Below are 16,931 nucleotides of genomic sequence, written 5' to 3' on the forward strand. Positions count from 1 at the left end.
CACGGTCGGGTCCTTACAGCGCGGCGCGCTTGCGGCGCTCCATCATGCGCAGCACGAAGGGCGTGAAGATCAGCTGCATGGCCAGTTCCATCTTGCCGCCGGGCACCACGATGGTGTTGGCGCGCGACATGAAGGAGTCGTGGATCATGCTAAGCAGGTACTGGAAGTCGATCCCCTTCGGATTGGCAAAGCGGATCACCACCATGCTTTCATCGGGCGCGGGGATTTCGCGCGAGATAAAGGGGTTGGACGTATCCACGCACGGCACGCGCTGGAAGTTCACATGCGTGCGCGAGAACTGCGGGCAGATGTAGTTCACGTAGTCCGGCATGCGGCGCAGGATGGTGTCGGTCACGGCCTCGGTCGAATAGCCGCGCTGCTTCTTGTCGCGCCAGAGCTTCTGGATCCATTCCAGGTTGATGACCGGCACCACGCCGATCAGCAGGTTGGGATACTGCGCGACATTGACCGAGTCGGTGACCACGCCGCCGTGCAGGCCTTCGTAGAACAGCAGGTCGGTATCGGCCGGCAACGGCTCCCACTGGGTGAAGGTGCCGGGTTCCTGCCCGAACGGCGCGGCCTCCTCCGGGCTATGCAGGTAGTGCCGGTGCATGCCCGTGCCGGTTTCGGCATAGGAGCGGAACAGGTTCTCCAGCTCGCCGAACAGGTTGTTCTCCTCGCCGAAGTGGCTGAAGTTCATATTGCCGGTGCGCTCGGCCTCGGCCATCTTGACCTTCATCTCGGCGCGGTCGTAGCGGTGGAAGCTGTCGCCTTCGATCACCACTGACTTCACGCCCTCGCGGCGGAAAATGTTCTCGAAGGTACGGGTCACCGACGTGGTACCGGCGCCCGAGGAGCCGGTGATGGCGATAATGGGATAACGTTCTGACATGGCCAGGCACCTCAGGCAGACGCGCGGAACAGGCTGCGCTCGTTGAACAGGGGACTCGGAAGGTCGGGATCGGTCTGGTCGGTGTGGTAGCCCTCGATCCGTTCCACTTCATTGCGCGAGCCGAAGATCACGCCGATGCGCTGGTGCAGCGCGCCCGGCGCCACCGACATCAGCGTCTGGCGGCCCGTGCTGGCGCGCCCGCCGGCCTGCTCCATCAGGAAGGCGATCGGGTTGGCCTCATACAGCAGGCGCAGGCGGCCCGGCTTGGCGGGATCCTTGGAGTCGCGCGGGTACATGAAGACGCCGCCACGCATCAGAATGCGGTGCGCCTCGGCCACCATCGACGCGATCCAGCGCATATTGAAATCCTTGCCGCGCGGCCCGCTCTTGCCGGCCATGCACTCGGCGATATAGCGCTGCACCGGCGCTTCCCAGAAGCGGCTGTTCGACGCGTTGATGGCGAATTCCTGAGTATCGGCCGGCACCCGCAGGTTGGGGTGCGTCAGGAAAAATTCGCCCAGGTTGGGATCGAGCGTGAAGCCGTTGACGCCATTGCCGACGGTCAGCACCAGCATGGTGGTAGGACCGTAGAGCGCATAGCCGGCCGCCACCTGGGCGCTGCCGGCCTGCAGGAAATCCTGCTCCGTCACGGCACTTGCACCCTCCGGGGCGCGCAGCACCGAGAAGATGCTGCCCACCGAGACATTGACGTCGATGTTGGATGAGCCGTCGAGCGGATCGAACACCAGCAGGTACTTGCCACGCGGGTAATGTTCCGGGATCTGGTAAGGCGCCTCCATCTCCTCCGACGCCATGCCGGCCAGGTACCCGCCCCACTCGTTGACGCGCAGGAAGGTGGTATTGCTCAGCACGTCCAGCTTCTGCTGGATTTCGCCCTGCACGTTGACGGCCCCTGCTTCTCCAGCTTGATTGCTGGCCTTGCCGTGCAAGCCCCCCAGCGCGCCGAAGGCAACCGCGCGCGCAATTTCCTTGCAGGCCATGGCGACGTTGAGAATCAGGCCGTTGAAGCCGCCGCTGGCATCCGGATAGCGGCGGCGTTCCTCGATCAGGAACTGCGTCAGGGTCATCCTTTGGACTTCAGGCATGACAGGTCTCCTATAGATTGGCTATGTGTTCTTGAGTAGTGCCGGTGCGGGTGGCCGCTATGTGATCGTGGCGGCCTCGCGCAAGCGGCGCAGGATGCTCCAGTAGCCGCCGTCGGCATCGGGCGCGCCGAACACGGCGCTGCCGGCCACGAAGGTGTCGGCGCCCGCGCGGGCGATCCCGGCAATGTTGTCGGCCTTGACGCCGCCGTCGATCTCCAGCCAGACCGGCCGCCCGCCGGCGTCCACCTGCCGGTCGATGCGCGCGCGTGCCTGGCGCACCTTGTCCAGCACGCCCGGAATGAAGGCCTGGCCGCCGAAGCCCGGGTTCACGCTCATCAGCAGCACCAGGTCGAGCTTGTCCAGCGTATGGTCGAGCCAGCCCAGCGGCGTGGCCGGGTTGAGCACCAGGCCGGCCTTGCAGCCGTGGTCGCGGATCAGGCCGATGGTGCGGTCGACATGGCGGCTCGCCTCCGGGTGGAAGCTGATGATGTTGGCGCCGGCCTTGGCAAACAGCGGGATCAGCGCGTCGACCGGTTCCACCATCAGGTGCACGTCGATGGGGATGGAAACCAGCGGCCGGATCGCCTCGCACACCAGCGGGCCGATGGTCAGGTTGGGCACATAGTGGTTGTCCATCACATCGAAGTGCACCAGGTCTGCACCGCCGGCCTCGATCGCACACACCTCTTCGCCCAGGCGCGCGAAATCGGCCGACAGGATGGAGGGCGCCAGGCGGATGGCACGCTGGCTGCCATGGCCGGTGTTGGTTTCAGTGGCATGCATGTCAGGTCGCCTCGATCAGGGTGCCGTGGTGCCAGGCGCGCAACGCGGCAAGGTCGGCCCAGCGGTGCGCCGCGCCGGGCACGTGCTGGGGCATGGGTTCGCCGGGGTCGCCAAGATGCGGCAGCACCAGCAGCGCGCCCTCGAAGGAGTCCTGCCCGCTGAACGCGGTGGGCGTGACCACAGTGGGGATACCGGCGGCCCGGGCAGCGCGCAGGCCGTTCTCCGAGTCCTCGATCGCCAGGCAGTCACCGCCTTGCAGGCCGAGCCGCTCCAGCACGGCCAGGTAGACATCGGGCGCCGGCTTCTTGATGGCCGTGGTGCCGGCGTCGCCGATGGCGGCAAAGCGACGGCGCCAGTCCGCGCCAAGCGGCGCCTGCAGCAGCGCGTCGAGGTTGGCCGGCGTGGTGGTGGTGGCAATCGCGAGCGGGAGCCCTGCCTCGCCGGCCTCGGCGATCAGGCGGGCGATGCCCGGGCGCAGCGGCAGGCCGCCCGCCCCGACGCGCTCGGCATAGTGGCGGGTCTTGATGGCGTGCACGGCGTCGATGGTTTCCTTCACCTTGCAGCCACGGGCCTCTTCCGGGTCGACCATGCGCCAGTAATGCATCAGGCGTTCCTTGCCGCCGGCCACCTTGAGCAGGCGCGTGTAGAGCGGCGCGTCCCAGTGCCAGTCCAGGCCGACCTCGGCGAAGGCGGCATTGAAGGCCTGCAGGTGCGCGCTCTCGGTATCGGCCAGCGTGCCGTCGACATCGAAAATCAGGGCTTGCATGGCTTACTCCTTGGCCGGGGCCTGTGCGTCCGGCCCAGCCTTCGAAAACACGCGGCTGGCCAGCAAGTCAGACGCCGTGATGGTGGTCAGGGTACGGTCGTCGACAACCGTGCCGGCATCGTCCAGCAGGCGCGAGGCATGGCGCAGCCGCGCGCGGTCCAGCGCATTGCGCACGCTGCGGGCATTGGCAAAATGCGGCTGCGCCATGCGCCGGGCCAGGTAGTCGGCAAACACGGCCCGGCTCTGGTCGTCGAAGCGGTATTGCATCTCGGCCAGCATCAGGTCGGCGATCTGGCGCAGCTCGTCAAGCTGGTAATCAGGGAAATCGACATGGTGGGCAACGCGCGAGGACATGCCCGGGTTGGACTCGAAGAAGCGGTCCATGCGGTCCTTGTAGCCGGCCAGGATCACCACCAGGTCGTCGCGGTTGTTCTCCATCACCTGCAGCAGGATCTCGATGGCCTCCTGGCCGTAGTCGCGCTCGTTCTCCGGGCGGTAGAGGTAGTAGGCCTCGTCGATGAAGAGCACCCCGCCCATGGCCTTCTTCAGGATCTCCTTGGTCTTGGGTGCGGTGTGGCCGATGTACTGGCCGACCAGGTCGTCGCGGGTCACCGCCACCAGGTGGCCACGGCGCACGTAGCCCAGCTGGTGCAGGATCTGCGCCATGCGCATGGCCACGGTGGTCTTGCCGGTGCCGGGATTGCCGGTGAAGCACATATGCAGGCTGGGCGCACCGGCGCTGAAGCCGCGCGCGGCGCGCAGCTTGTCCACCAGCAGCAAGGCGGCGATATCGCGGATGCGCGCTTTCACCGGCTTCAGTCCGATCAGCTCGCGGTCAAGCTGGGCCAGCAGCTCGGTGATGCCCGAGCTGGCCAGCGACTCGGCCAGGGATCCGGGCAACGATGCGGCCGGAGCGGCTGGCGGCTGCAGCGGTGCGGTCGTTTCAGGTGCGGACATGGCAGGCTCCGTGAGGATCATTCGAGCATCCGGCTCGAAGATTCGAGGCGCAGCTCCCCCCGGTGCGCGGCCTTGCGGCAGCGCAACCGTGGGATTGCACAGTCAGGAAAAGCGCCGGCGGCAGCGCCGCGCGGCGGTTCAGCCGGCGCCGCTCAGTAGCGGCTGCCCTCGGGGCGTGCCTGCACGGCGTAGCTCTCGATCGAGTAGCGCATGGTGCGGCCGGGCTCTTCCTGGCGCACCAGGCGGAAGCCGGGCTCGTCCGCAGGACGGTTGACGATGAACGACATCACCACCGACTCTACCGTATGCGTCGAATCGAAAGCCGTGACGCGGATGTAGTGGTTGGGGAAGGTGCTGCGCGCGTTGTTGATCTCCAGCAGGATGCCGGCGGCATCGCGCAGGTCGAACATCGGCAGGCCGAACATCTCCCAGTAGGTATTGCGCGGATGCGGGTCGTCGGTGTACTCGATGCCGACCGCCCAGCCCTGGTTCAGGCAGTATTCAAGCTGGCTGGTGATCTGCGCGTCGGTGAGGTCGGGCAGGAAAGAGAAAGTGCCTTGAGTAATACGCATGATGTCCTCTCGTTCTTTGGGTTCGCTCGTCGTGCTTTGGTGGCGTCTCGCCAAGGCTCAGGCCACCGACGCGGTGGGCGCGAAGTCCGAGGTGTCGGTCGGCGTGTAGTTGAAGCTGATGTCGCCCCAGGTATCGAGCGCAGCCCGCAGCGGTCCGCACCAGCGCGCGGCATCGCGCAGGATCTCCGGCCCTTCGTTGAGGATGTCGCGACCTTCGTTGCGCGCCAGCACCATGGCTTCCAGCGCAACGCGGTTGGCGGTGGCGCCGGCCTGGATGCCCTGCGGGTGGCCGATGGTGCCGCCGCCGAACTGCAGCACCACATCGTCGCCAAAGAGGTGGATCAGCTGGTGCATCTGGCCGGCATGGATGCCGCCGGAGGCCACCGGCATCACCTTGCGCAGCGAAGCCCAGTCCTGGTCGAAGAACAGCCCGCGCGACAGGTCGGTGTGGGTGTAGGCATCACGGCAAACGTTGTAGTAGCCCTGCACGGTCAGCGGGTCGCCTTCCAGTTTGCCCACCGCGGTGCCGGTGTGCATGTGGTCGACGCCTGCCAGGCGCAGCCATTTGGCAATCACGCGGAACGACACGCCGTGGTTCTTCTGCCGGGTGTAGGTGCCATGGCCCGCCCGGTGCAGGTGCAGGATCATGTCGTTCTGGCGGCACCAGTTGCTCATGGACTGGATACAGGTCCAGCCGACGATCAGGTCGATCATGATGATGACCGAGCCCAGCGACTTGGCGAACTCGGCACGGCGGTACATCTCTTCCATGGTGCCGGCGGTCACGTTGAGATAGCTGCCTTTGACCTCGCCGGTGGCGGCCGAGGCCTTGTTGACCGCGTCCATCACGAACAGGAAGCGGTCGCGCCAGTGCATGAAGGGCTGCGAGTTGATGTTCTCGTCATCCTTCATGAAGTCCAGCCCGCCCTTCAGGCCCTCATACACCACGCGGCCGTAGTTGCGGCCCGACAGGCCCAGCTTGGGCTTGGTGGTGGCGCCCAGCAGCGGGCGGCCGAACTTGTCCAGGCGCTCGCGCTCGACGATGATGCCGGTGGACGGGCCGGCGAAGGTCTTCACATAGGCCACCGGGAAGCGCATGTCTTCCAGGCGCGCCGCCTTGATCGGCTTGAAGCTGAAGACGTTGCCGATGATCGACGCGGTCAGGTTGGCGATCGAGCCTTCCTCGAACAGCGACAGGTCATAGGCCACGTAGCAGAAGAACTGCTCGGGGTTGTTGGGCACCGGATCGACCCGGTAGGCCTTGGCGCGGTACATGTCGCAGGCGGTCAGGCGGTCGGTCCACACCACCGTCCAGGTGGCGGTGGAGGATTCGCCCGCCACCGCGGCAGCGGCCTCGACCGGATCCACACCATCCTGCGGCGTGATGCGGAACAGCGCCAGCAAGTCGGTATCCTTGGGCTCGTAGTCGCCGTCCCAGTACCCCATTTCCTTGTACTTCATGACGCCGGCGTCGTAGCGCTTGCGCGGCTTGGCTTGGACCGATTCAGGTGCGTTCATGCTTGTCTCCTTGCTTGGTTGAGCGTCGTGGCTACTGCGTTGATGCAAAGATATAAGCCCACCCACATAAGGTAAATTCAGATATTCTTAGTGCCTGTATAAGCTATCCCTTAAGTGCGACCAAAGCTGCACATCACGGGAACATCCAAAGCCGCCCCCACCGCCCATGTCCTTCCTGCGCGCCCTCACTCTTCGCCAGTTGCAGATCTTCGTCACCGTGGCCAGGCACGCCAGCTTCGTGCGCGCGGCCGAGGAGCTGCACCTGACCCAGCCAGCGGTCTCGATGCAGGTCAAGCAGCTTGAATCCGTGGTCGGCATGGCGCTGTTCGAGCGGGTCAAGGGGCAGCTCACCCTGACCGAGCCCGGCGACCGCCTGCTGCACCATGCGTCCCGGATCCTCGGCGAGGTCAAGGACGCCGAGGAAGGCTTGCAGGCGGTCAAGGACGTCGAGCAGGGTTCGATCACGATCGGGCTGATCAGCACGTCGAAGTACTTCGCGCCCAAGCTGCTGGCCGGCTTTACCGCGCTGCACCCGGGCGTGGACCTGCGCATCGCCGAAGGCAACCGCGAGACGCTGCTGCGGCTATTGCAGGACAACGCCATCGACCTCGCGCTGATGGGCCGCCCGCCGCGCGAACTGGATGCGGTGTCGGAACCCATCGCCGCGCACCCGCACGTGCTGGTGGCCTCGCCGCGGCACCCGTTACACGACGCAAAGGGGTTCGACCTGCAGGAACTGCGTCACGAGACCTTCCTGCTGCGCGAACCGGGTTCCGGCACCCGTACCGTGGCCGAGTACATGTTCCGGGACCACCTGTTCACGCCGGCCAAGGTGATCACCCTGGGCAGCAACGAGACCATCAAGCAGGCCGTGATGGCCGGCATGGGCATCAGCCTGTTGTCGCTGCACACGCTATCGCTGGAGCTGCGCACCGGCGAGATCGCGCTGCTGGACGTGACCGGCACGCCGATCGAGCGCATCTGGCATGTCGCGCATATGTCCAGCAAGCGTTTGTCACCGGCCAGCGAGAGCTGCCGCGCCTATCTGCTGGAGCACACGGCGGAGTTCTTGGGGAAGGAGTATGGCGGGCTGATGCCGGGGCGGCGCGTGGCCTGAGGTTCTCCGGTCCCGCCCGGAACCCGCTGGGCAGCGGCAGCTGGTGAAGGCCTTCCGATGACAAAGGCTAGAGAATTGCGATTCCTCTGATCGCCATGAACGTTCTCGATGGGAACACTAGAGGCATCACCGAAACAACGGTGATCGGGCGTAGCAACCTGAAGCTCGCTAACGGTGGCCGCATCATGCGGCCAAGTTCACGCGTTCAGGAGCTCGCAATGCAAAAACGAACCACATCGAAACATGAAACCGTGCTGGCCGCCAATCCAGCAGACTGCCTCGAATCGCTCGAGCACATCAGCGCCAGCCTTAGTTGCGTCCTGTCCCTGCTGGAAGTGGAAAGCGAGCGTTCCGAGGCATGCCACGGCATTCATTGCCTGGTGGTCATGATCAAGCTGCGGCTTGATCAGACTGCTGCGGAGCATTTCCCTCCGGACTGAGGCGAATGTCCGGCGCGGCCGCTACGAGGGCAGTCTTGATGGCGGTTGGTCATACTGGAGAATGAAGGATAACCGCAGCTTCGGCTGCGGTTATTCACTTTGGACGCCTGACACAACGTTGGGCTGGCTGGGCCGTTGCTTGTCGGCCATCTGCGGTCATAGACCCATGCATTCGCACGGACATTCGAACGTCGGCTGCGGGCTTTCTCGCTTTCGCGGTGTGTAGCCGTCTCGTGAAGCCATCACGCCCGGCCTCGCCCGCGAGCGGGATGGCCGACAACTAGCATTCTCAGCGGCCGGTGCTATCTTTTAGTATCGGCGCCCCGGCCAGCCACGGCGTCGGTTTGCCCACCCGCCGTGATCGACGGGCCCCTGAGCGACGACGTTAGGCGGCACGAGCGCCTGAGGCAAAAGTCTGGCCACGGCGCAGCAACGATGAAAGAGGAAGGTGAATTATGAAGATGCTACTCACAGTCGAAATCCCTCATGAGCCCTTCAACTCCCTCGTCAGAGGCGGGAAGGCGGGCGAGATAATTGGGCGTATCCTAGAAGCGATCAAACCGGAAGCGGTGTACTTTACTGAGCAAGACGGAATGCGCTGCGGGGTCTTCCTGATCAACGTCGAAAATCCATCCGACGTTCCTGCTTTTGCGGAGCCCTTCTTTCTCAACTTCCAGGCCAACTGCAAGTTCCGCATTGTGATGAGCCAGGAGGATCTGCAAAAGGCTGGTCTGGAGGAACTAGGGAAGAAGTGGGCGTGATGAGCGGTCGGCGAGATCGGTAACGAATAGCCCCCAGACGGCCCCACACTCATTTCCGTTAATGGTATCTAACATTTCCGTCACCACGGAGGCCATGCAAGCGGCACGCCGCTCGCATGGCGCCGGTTACGTCCAGTGTTGATGTTGTAGAAAATACTTGAAGTCGCATCGACGAGACCGTCCGGTTTCAGCCGGTGTGAGTGACGGCAGCGGGTCGGCAGCAGTTCCGCGCTCTGCAAAGCGGACACTCCCTGCACACCGACAGCTTTGGCCGAACACCCGCCAGCCAACGTGACCGACTGGATGGCCGTAGTACCTTGGAAGCTGCCATTGAAGTAGCCTGGACACAGCGGCCGCAGTGGGCCGGCAAGCGACGACCGGCTGCCGGACCCGGCCGGGCGTCCGGATGCCGACCGTGAACCAGCAATGGAGACGATGATGGACAAAGACGATCACCCGAAGCCGTTCTACAGATCCCTCTACTTCCAGGTCATCACCGCCATTGTCATCGGCGTCATCCTCGGCCATTTCTGGCCGCATGCCGGCGAGGCGATGAAGCCGTTGGGTGATGGCTTCATCAAGCTGATCAAGATGATCATCGCGCCGATCATCTTCTGCACGGTCGTGGTGGGCATCGCCGGCATGGAGGACATGAAGAAGGTTGGCAAGACCGGCGGGCTGGCGCTGCTGTACTTTGAGGTCGTGAGCAGCATTGCGCTGTTGGTTGGCCTGTTGATCATCAATATCGTCAAGCCCGGCGCCGGCATGAACGTCGACGTATCCACCCTCGACACGAAGGGCATCGCCGCCTATACCGAGCCCGGCAAGATGCAAGGCACGGTCGATTTCCTGCTGCACGTGATCCCGAACACGGTGGTGGATGCCTTTGCCAAGGGTGAGATCCTCCAGGTGCTGCTGTTCGCGGTGATGTTTGGTTTCGCGCTGCACAGGTTCGGCGGCCGCGGCACGTTGGTGTTCGACTTTATCGAGAAGTTCTCGCACGTGCTGTTCACCATCGTCGGCTACATCATGAAGGTCGCGCCGATTGGCGCCTTCGGCGCCATGGCCTTCACCATCGGCAAGTACGGCGTGAGCTCGCTGCTGCAGCTTGGCCAGCTGATGGCGACCTTCTACGCCACCTGCCTGCTTTTCATCTTCGTCGTGCTGGGCACCATCGCGCGGCTGCATGGCTTCTCGATCTGGAAGTTCATCAAGTACATCAAGGAGGAACTGCTGATCGTGCTGGGCACGTCGTCGTCGGAATCCGTGTTGCCTCGGATGATGGCCAAGCTGGAGAACCTGGGCGCCCGCAAGTCCGTCGTCGGACTGGTGATCCCGACTGGCTACTCCTTCAATCTGGATGGCACCTCCATCTACCTGACCATGGCGGCGGTGTTCATCGCCCAGGCGACCAACACCGACATGACCCTGATGCAGCAACTCACCCTGCTCGCCGTGCTGCTACTGACCTCCAAGGGCGCCGCCGGTGTCACCGGGAGTGGCTTCATCGTGCTGGCGGCCACGCTTTCGGCGGTGGGGCATGTTCCTGTGGCGGGGCTGGCCCTGATCCTCGGCATTGACCGCTTCATGTCGGAGGCTCGCGCCCTGACCAACCTGATCGGCAACGGCGTGGCCACAGTGGTGGTGGCAAAATGGACCGGCGACCTCGATGTCGAGCGGATGCACCGCAGGCTTGATGACGAGTCGGACATTGAGGCCGACGAGCCGGAAGTGGTGCTCGACCAGGTCGCGACCCATATGCCGGCCGCCGACACCACGGTAACCCAGTGAGCGGCACCGCGCAAGCACACATCACCACCGCGGGCTGTGGCAACTATGGCTCCCGGGCACTACGGAAGGCTTCGACCGCGGCAGGCGCACCGGCTTACGTTGCGCCATGAAGCCCGACCTTCCCTGATGGACAGACCGAGGCGTGGCCGGTCGTCAACCAGATCGAACGCCTCTACAATCACCAGCGCAGGCACGATTTCGAAATGGCTGCTTGAGTCGATTCAGCCTCACGAACTGCTGTTCCGCCTGGCCGAGGAGGCGGGCGTGGTACTGCTGCCTGGCAAGGGATTCGGTACGCGCCCCCCGTCGGGGCGGGTCTCGCTGGCCAACCTCAATGAAGAAGACTATGTGAAGATTGGTCGCTGCGTGCGCAACGAGTATCTCGAACCTGTCGCTGGAGCTGCGCACCGGCGAGATCGCGCTGCTGGACGTAACCGGCGCGCCGATCGAGCGCATCTGGAATGTCGCGCATATGTCCAGCAAGCGTTTGCCACCGGCCAGCGAGAGCTGCCGCGCCTATCTGCTGGAGCACACGGCGGAGTTCTTGGGGAAGGAGTATGGCGGGCTGATGCCGGGCGGCGGGTGGCCTGAGGTTCTCCCGTCCCGTGGCGCTGACTGCCTTCAGGCTTTCCACAATGCGGGAATAGAGTGGTCAACTCAACGGCGTCGCGTCAAATGCTCCGGGAAAAATGCGAAGCCTTTGGACCACATTCGACCGATAGTCCAGAAACCAGCCTGTCGTTGGGTCGGACCTTCAGGGGCGTCGCTTGTCACCTAAAATATTGTCAAGGTGTTACGTAACCCGGTCACGCCGCCAACGTGAACTTTTGGAGACCGCTAGAACCACGTCTCAATAACTGACTGGTGGTCTATGGTGCTATCACTTCGCTATTTGGGATTCTTGGGAATCTGCGCTTTGTTCACTGCTTGCGGACAGATTCCGTCCAAGCATTCTGCGTGCAGAGCTGATTCCTGTCGCCCTCGGCACGAGCACGAGATGTTGCAATCCGGCGAGGCGTCATGGTATTCGGCAACGCTCCAGGGGCATCTGACCGCAAACGGAGAACGCTACGATGGCGGCGCCTTGACTGCCGCCCATCGAACGTTACCGCTCGGCAGCTATGTGCGCGTCAGATCGTTGGCTACCGGAAAGTCTGTTGTCGTTCGCATCAACGATCGCGGACCATACGTCAAAGGCCGGATTATCGATCTCTCTTACGCTGCGGCGGCGGCCTTGGGTTTGCCAGACGCGCGGTCGATGCACGTGCAGATTGAACGTTGATCGATTGCGGCTGCGGTTTTGACCGTTCTGCGCCACCGCGGATTTACGCACCTTGTGCCACTTAGCGTCTTTGTCGCCGTGATCGCGACCGCGGAGATTTCCTCTTGATAGGGCGGCACGGAAAGAACCTCCAAACAGCGGACCTTCGCGGCGGGACGCCACGACACCAGGCAATGTTATGTGGTGAAGGGCGTAAGGCCGCCCGCCTAGCCCGCGACTGTTTCATCGGCAATGGCCGAACTCCGTCCCCCAAGCGCATCGACGAGCGGCCGTTGTACCTTGAAAGCCGCCATAGATGTCACGCTGGGTCGACAGGCCGCAATGGGTCGGTCGGAGAAGGCCGCAGCCTAGCTGTAGGCGGCCGGCCGAGTCCGGCCACAAAGGGACCTTCGCAATGCTCCCTAAATGTCCGCAGTCTGCCCGCCCCACCCCTTCGCAGCAGGGGGCATACGCATTACATCGCCGCAGCGAAGATTGCCATGACTTGCGCCAGCGTGGCCTTGCGCGGATTCGTCAGCATGCAAGCATCCTTTTGCGCATTGCTTGCCATCACTTCATGGTCGTCCGCCTTGACGCCCAGGCCCGCCAGACCCGCCGGAATGCCAATCGACGCGGAAAGGGTCCGGATCGCCGAGACGGCAGCTTTGGCGGCGTCATGCGCGCTCAAGCCCCCAATGTTCTCGCCTAGCAGTTCGGCGATTCTCGCGTAGCGCTCCGGCGCGGCAATGAGGTTGAATTCCGACACGTGCGGCAGCAGGATCGCGTTGCACACGCCGTGGGGCAAATTGTAGAAGCCGCCGAGTTGATGGGCCATCGCGTGCACGTAACCGAGTGATGCGTTGTTGAAGGCCATGCCGGCAAGGTATTGGGCGTAGCACATGGCCGCGCGTGCTTCCATCGAGTCCCCGTTCGCGACAGCTTTGGGCAGCCATTCGGCGATCAGCGCGATCGCCTTCTCCGCACAGGCATCGGTAATTGGCGTGGCGGCGGTGGAAACGTATGCCTCGATGGCGTGAGTCAACGCGTCCATGCCGGTCGCCGCCGTCAAGGCGGGCGGCATCGCGACCATCAGGCTCGGATCGTCGATGGCGATTAATGGCGTGCAACGCCAGTCGACGATTGCCATCTTCACATGATTGCTCGAATTAGTGATGATGCAAAAGCGTGTCATTTCCGCAGCAGTGCCAGCGGTCGTGTTGATCGAAATCAGCGGCGTCATTGGCACCGTTGATTTGTCGATGCCTTCGTAGTCGCGGATATGTCCGCCTCCGGCGGTAACGAGGCCGATGCCTTTCGCGCAGTCGTGCGATGAGCCGCCGCCGAGCGAAACGATGAAGTCGCATTCTTCCCGCTCGAACAACTTGACGCCGTCGTGAACGTTAACGTCGGTGGGATTGGGCTCGGCACCCGGAAAGATGACGGCCTGGAGCCCGGCTTCGCGAATGTGCCCCGCGACGACTTCGGAGAGCCCCATCTTGTGCAAGCCTGCATCCGTGACGATGAGAGCCTTCCTGGCCCCGAGTGATCTGGCGCGAGCGCCCGTTTCGCGCGCGCAGCCCGGACCGAAGAGGGTCACGCAGGGAATGAAGAAGCTGTCGACGCGATTAGCGATGTTCAGGTGGGTCATGTCGTCTCCAAGGTTGTAATGAATATGAGGTCTCCTGTCCTCGCAAGCCTTGACGCACGAACCGTACCTGTGTCTGGCGAGGTCTTTTTCAGACGCTGTCCATCAGATGCACCTCGTGGAGTGTTGTAATTTGAATCGATGTGTTCAGTTTTGGAGCGACTGGGCGTATCCGACAACGGCTGGATCGGCCGAACTTCAGTCGTTCTCAGAGCAGTGTGCGAATGACCGTGAGGGGTCGGGAAGAGACAACTGGCTTGCGACTGGCAGAGGCCAGGCGCTCGGCCCTCGATTCAGGTCACCGACAGCAATGCCGCATCAAGAAGATCGGTCCCGAATTGTCAATCGCACAGAGCCGATTGCCCTCTGGCCTCTTCCCGAAGACGTACGTCGCACGTCTGCTCGATGCGACGGCAACACCCGCTGCATCGAGCGAGTTGAGCACCGCGTCTCCAGTGCCGCAGAAGCTTGGGATTAACGGACTCACGATAAAAGGCCGCGTTTCGAGCGATATACGTCTGGTGTGGAACCCATTTGTCGGCCGAATGCACGTTGAAAGGCGTCGACTGACTGAAAGCCGCTTTCCCGTGCGATCTTCTCCTGCGGCCAATAATCGTCGCGATCTGCTCCGGCGCGCTGGTCGTCGGCAAGGCCGGCTTGCTCGATGGTCGCCGGTTCGCGGGACACTGGTATGACAGGAACAAGCTACGGGAACGGCATCCCAGCGCCACCCATGTTCCCAATCGCCGCTACATTGCCGACCGCGGCGTCGTGTCGACCACGGGCGTAACCGCGTCGGTGCCCGTCAGCGTGGCAATCGTCGAAGCGATTGCCGGGCCAGCTCGTGCGGCTGCGGTGGCGCAATCGATCGGCTTACGCACATAGGGGACCACGCATGACAGTGCCCCATTCCGGATCGACGCCAGTCGAGTCCTGGCGCTGGTCGTCAATAGCGTCGCATTCTGGCGGCGCGAGACCATCGCCATTCCGGTAAGCGATGGCGTCGATGACATCCAGCTCGCGCTGACGGCGGATGCCTGGTCTCGCACCTACCGATCACATGCCCTGGCCGAAGCGAGCCGCGCAGTGAAGATGCGCAGCGGCCTGACGCTGGTGCCGACATCCCCTTTGTCCGGCAATGGCACATACCGGGTTTCCCTGCCGGCGGACAGGCTGCCCGTCATGCAACTGCATGAGACACTTGCCGATATTGGCAGGCGCTATGGCGTCGCCACGCGCGAACTGGTCAAACTGGAGCTGGAGTACGGCACCCAAGATGGGTTCTGATTCCTCTCGCGCGCTCACTGCCGTGCTATCCGACGCGTCCCAAAGCCCCCTGAGGGCATAACCTGACCGCGCCGAACCGGATTTTCCCCTATTGCTGCCGCGCCTATCTGCCGGAGCACACGGCGGAGTTTTTGGGGAGGGAATATGGCGGGCTGATGCCGGGGCGACGCGTGGCTTGAGGTCCAGGAGGGTTGGCCGGGATTCGAAAATGCTTTGCCACATTCCGGTCGGAACCCTCCGGGCGGCGGCGAGGCCGCTCGCGCGCCGCCAGTGCCCGATCGGCGGTGGTCACACCTCAGTGCGACATGAAGACTGGCAAGTCTGACTGGCGCAGCAGGGCGCGGGTGGTGCCACCCAGCACAAGCTCTCTCAGCCGGGAGCGGCCATAGCCGCCGGCGACCAGTAGGTCGGCCTGAACCTTGGCCGCAAGTTGTGGCAGCACGTGGTCGGGATCGCCCTCCCCGACCAGCAGACTGGCGCGGATGCCATGGCTGAGCAGCCATGCTGTCAGCCGATCCGCGCTGTCTCGATAGGCCGCTTTCTCACCGGCAGTGCTGTGCTTGCCAGCGCTGACCACCAGGACGGTAACGGCGCTGGCATGCACAAGCCACGGCAGTGCGTCCGCGACCGCCCGCGCGGCCTCCCGGCCGCCGTTCCATGCGATGGCAACATGGCCACCAATTCTCGGGACGGATGCGCCCGGCACCAGCAGGATGGGCCGGCCTGCATTGAGCATCGCATACTCAGCGGCCCCGGCCAGCAAAGCCGGCACTTCGGCCTGCGCCGAGGGCGATGCGGGCAGGATGAGGTCGGCGAAGCGGCCCTCGTCGGCAAGCGCCCAGCCGGACTCGGCGTCGACAACGATGTGCCGGGTGGGAATGGCCGGTGACACTTGCCTGGTCAGCGTGTCGAGTGCGTTCTTGTGAGCGGCAGCCAGTTTGTGCAAATGGCTCGCGGCAAGCACAGCGTATTGCCCGGCTTCTTCGCCCGCCCCACGAAACGGCTCCAGGTGCGTTCCTGTTGCCGTCAGGCCGACCACGCTGCCGCCGGACCTTCCGGCAAGCCGTGCCGCCGTTTCAATGCGCGCGGACCGTGCAGCATCTTCGCTGAGGTCGACAAGGATGGTTCTGAAGTCCATGAGGTGATTCCACTCTTTGGTTTAAGTTCGCATCATCGTGAAAACAGCACCGGTGCCGTCATCGAGTCAAGCAGCGTATGCGTGACACCGCCCAGCACCAGTTCCCGCATGCGACCGTGTCCGTAGGCACCCATCACGATCAGGTCGGCATCGAAATCCGCCGCGCGCGAAAGGATGAGTTCGCCGATGGTCAGGTCAGCCCCACCGGGACCGTGTTCGATTTCCACGGCGACGCCGTGGCGTTCCAGCACGCGTGCGGCGTGGCCGACCGGGGTGGCGTCTGCTCTTGCCTCCTTGGCCGCAGTCTGTGCGCAAAGAATGCGCGCCTGCGCGCCGGCCATCAGCGGCACGGCGTCGTGAAGCGCCCGCGCCGCCTCGCGGCTGCCATTCCACGCCACGATAACGCGCGTACCCAGCGTTGGAAACGTGCCCGTGCACGGCACCACGAGCGTCGGTCGGCCGGTCTCCAGCAGCAGCGATTCCAGCAGTTGTCGGGCCACCGGACCTTCGGTATTGCCGGGGTCGTACTGGCCGGCAACGACCAGGCCGGCCTCGCGGGCCTCGCGCAGCACTGATGCCACGGCCCCCAGCTCCGCAGCGCGCCACTCCGCGCGCACTGGCATGGCCTGGGTTGCAGCCAGAAACTGCGCCCGGACGTCTTCCCTGACCTGCTTGCGCCGGGCCAGGTCGTCCGCAACATATTGCTGCGCGCCGTCCATGAGGTAGAACCAGGCAGGATCGGGAATGAAACCGGCGTACATGCCGATCAGCCGGCACTCGCTGGCCGCCGCAACGCGCCCCGCCACTTCAAGCCGCTGCCGTGCCTGCGGATTGCTGTCCAGATGAACCAGGATGCTGTCGTAAGCCATGATCGCCCTCTCGCTCGACTACAGACCA

At 63.9% G+C, this 16,931-nt stretch carries 17 protein-coding genes and 1 pseudogene; 8 read left to right on the plus strand and 10 right to left on the minus strand.

Features of this window, described 5'->3' with window-relative positions; translation table 11 throughout:
• Positions 1-13: 13 nt before the first annotated feature.
• The 7 genes from KB879_RS11835 to KB879_RS11865 all read right to left on the minus strand — a co-directional run bounded on the left by KB879_RS11835 (position 14) and on the right by KB879_RS11865 (position 6,594).
• Positions 14-892, minus strand: a complete 879-nt coding sequence (locus tag KB879_RS11835; RefSeq protein WP_035826731.1) for a phosphoribulokinase — start codon at positions 890-892, stop codon at positions 14-16.
• An 11-nt stretch (positions 893-903) separates the two neighbouring features.
• Entirely contained in the window at positions 904-1,998 is a 1,095-nt protein-coding gene (locus tag KB879_RS11840; RefSeq protein ID WP_013953006.1) for a class 1 fructose-bisphosphatase, read from the minus strand.
• Positions 1,999-2,055: 57 nt separating this feature from the next.
• Positions 2,056-2,781: a ribulose-phosphate 3-epimerase gene (gene rpe / locus KB879_RS11845; RefSeq protein ID WP_211981392.1), complete on the minus strand. Its 726-nt coding sequence runs from the start codon at positions 2,779-2,781 to the stop codon at positions 2,056-2,058.
• 1 nt (position 2,782) lies between these two features.
• Positions 2,783-3,547 (minus strand): HAD family hydrolase, encoded by a 765-nt coding sequence (locus KB879_RS11850; RefSeq protein WP_153954008.1) that lies wholly within the window; start codon positions 3,545-3,547, stop codon positions 2,783-2,785.
• A 3-nt stretch (positions 3,548-3,550) separates the two neighbouring features.
• Positions 3,551-4,504, minus strand: coding sequence for a CbbX protein (gene cbbX / locus KB879_RS11855; protein WP_153954007.1), 954 nt, complete (start codon positions 4,502-4,504; stop codon positions 3,551-3,553).
• 152 nt (positions 4,505-4,656) lie between these two features.
• Positions 4,657-5,076, minus strand: coding sequence for a ribulose bisphosphate carboxylase small subunit (locus tag KB879_RS11860; protein ID WP_010809290.1), 420 nt, complete (start codon positions 5,074-5,076; stop codon positions 4,657-4,659).
• Positions 5,077-5,133: 57 nt separating this feature from the next.
• Positions 5,134-6,594: a form I ribulose bisphosphate carboxylase large subunit gene (locus KB879_RS11865; RefSeq protein ID WP_035826739.1), complete on the minus strand. Its 1,461-nt coding sequence runs from the start codon at positions 6,592-6,594 to the stop codon at positions 5,134-5,136.
• A gap of 166 nt (positions 6,595-6,760) precedes the next feature.
• Between KB879_RS11865 and KB879_RS11870 the strand changes: the two genes are divergently transcribed.
• The 6 genes and pseudogenes from KB879_RS11870 (at position 6,761) to KB879_RS11890 (ending at position 11,985) form a co-directional block, all read left to right on the plus strand.
• Positions 6,761-7,711, plus strand: a complete 951-nt coding sequence (locus tag KB879_RS11870; RefSeq protein WP_013953011.1) for a LysR family transcriptional regulator — start codon at positions 6,761-6,763, stop codon at positions 7,709-7,711.
• A gap of 218 nt (positions 7,712-7,929) precedes the next feature.
• Complete coding sequence (locus KB879_RS11875; RefSeq protein WP_211981395.1) at positions 7,930-8,151, plus strand: DUF1484 family protein; 222 nt, start codon at positions 7,930-7,932, stop codon at positions 8,149-8,151.
• A 455-nt stretch (positions 8,152-8,606) separates the two neighbouring features.
• Positions 8,607-8,912 carry a hypothetical protein gene (locus tag KB879_RS11880; RefSeq protein ID WP_018314260.1) on the plus strand — a complete coding sequence of 102 codons (306 nt, stop codon included), beginning with the start codon at positions 8,607-8,609 and terminating at the stop codon, positions 8,910-8,912.
• Positions 8,913-9,350: 438 nt separating this feature from the next.
• Entirely contained in the window at positions 9,351-10,703 is a 1,353-nt protein-coding gene (locus tag KB879_RS11885) for a dicarboxylate/amino acid:cation symporter (RefSeq protein ID WP_013953013.1), read from the plus strand.
• Positions 10,704-10,904: 201 nt separating this feature from the next.
• Positions 10,905-11,087: pseudogene (locus KB879_RS39335) on the plus strand (aminotransferase class I/II-fold pyridoxal phosphate-dependent enzyme); the annotation flags it as partial.
• A 613-nt stretch (positions 11,088-11,700) separates the two neighbouring features.
• The gene (locus KB879_RS11890; protein ID WP_080569590.1) at positions 11,701-11,985 is read left to right on the plus strand and encodes a septal ring lytic transglycosylase RlpA family protein; all 285 of its coding nucleotides are present in this window, start codon (positions 11,701-11,703) and stop codon (positions 11,983-11,985) included.
• 454 nt (positions 11,986-12,439) lie between these two features.
• Here KB879_RS11890 and KB879_RS11895 read toward each other — a convergent pair whose 3' ends face one another.
• Positions 12,440-13,612 (minus strand): iron-containing alcohol dehydrogenase, encoded by a 1,173-nt coding sequence (locus KB879_RS11895; RefSeq protein WP_153954006.1) that lies wholly within the window; start codon positions 13,610-13,612, stop codon positions 12,440-12,442.
• A gap of 618 nt (positions 13,613-14,230) precedes the next feature.
• Here KB879_RS11895 and KB879_RS40375 point away from each other — a divergent pair.
• On the plus strand, positions 14,231-14,494 hold the full coding sequence (locus tag KB879_RS40375) for a hypothetical protein (protein WP_371827412.1): 264 nt from the start codon (positions 14,231-14,233) through the stop codon (positions 14,492-14,494).
• Between the two features lie 201 nt (positions 14,495-14,695).
• Complete coding sequence (locus tag KB879_RS11905) at positions 14,696-14,896, plus strand: hypothetical protein (RefSeq protein ID WP_211981398.1); 201 nt, start codon at positions 14,696-14,698, stop codon at positions 14,894-14,896.
• 295 nt (positions 14,897-15,191) lie between these two features.
• Here the strand turns inward: KB879_RS11905 and KB879_RS11910 are convergent, their stop codons facing one another.
• Both KB879_RS11910 and KB879_RS11915 read right to left on the minus strand, forming a co-directional pair.
• Positions 15,192-16,034 carry a universal stress protein gene (locus tag KB879_RS11910; RefSeq protein WP_211981400.1) on the minus strand — a complete coding sequence of 281 codons (843 nt, stop codon included), beginning with the start codon at positions 16,032-16,034 and terminating at the stop codon, positions 15,192-15,194.
• A 32-nt stretch (positions 16,035-16,066) separates the two neighbouring features.
• On the minus strand, positions 16,067-16,903 hold the full coding sequence (locus KB879_RS11915; RefSeq protein ID WP_211981404.1) for a universal stress protein: 837 nt from the start codon (positions 16,901-16,903) through the stop codon (positions 16,067-16,069).
• Between the last annotated feature and the right edge of the window lie 28 nt (positions 16,904-16,931).

The organism is Cupriavidus sp. KK10, from assembly GCF_018223725.1.
Lineage (GTDB): Bacteria > Pseudomonadota > Gammaproteobacteria > Burkholderiales > Burkholderiaceae > Cupriavidus > Cupriavidus necator.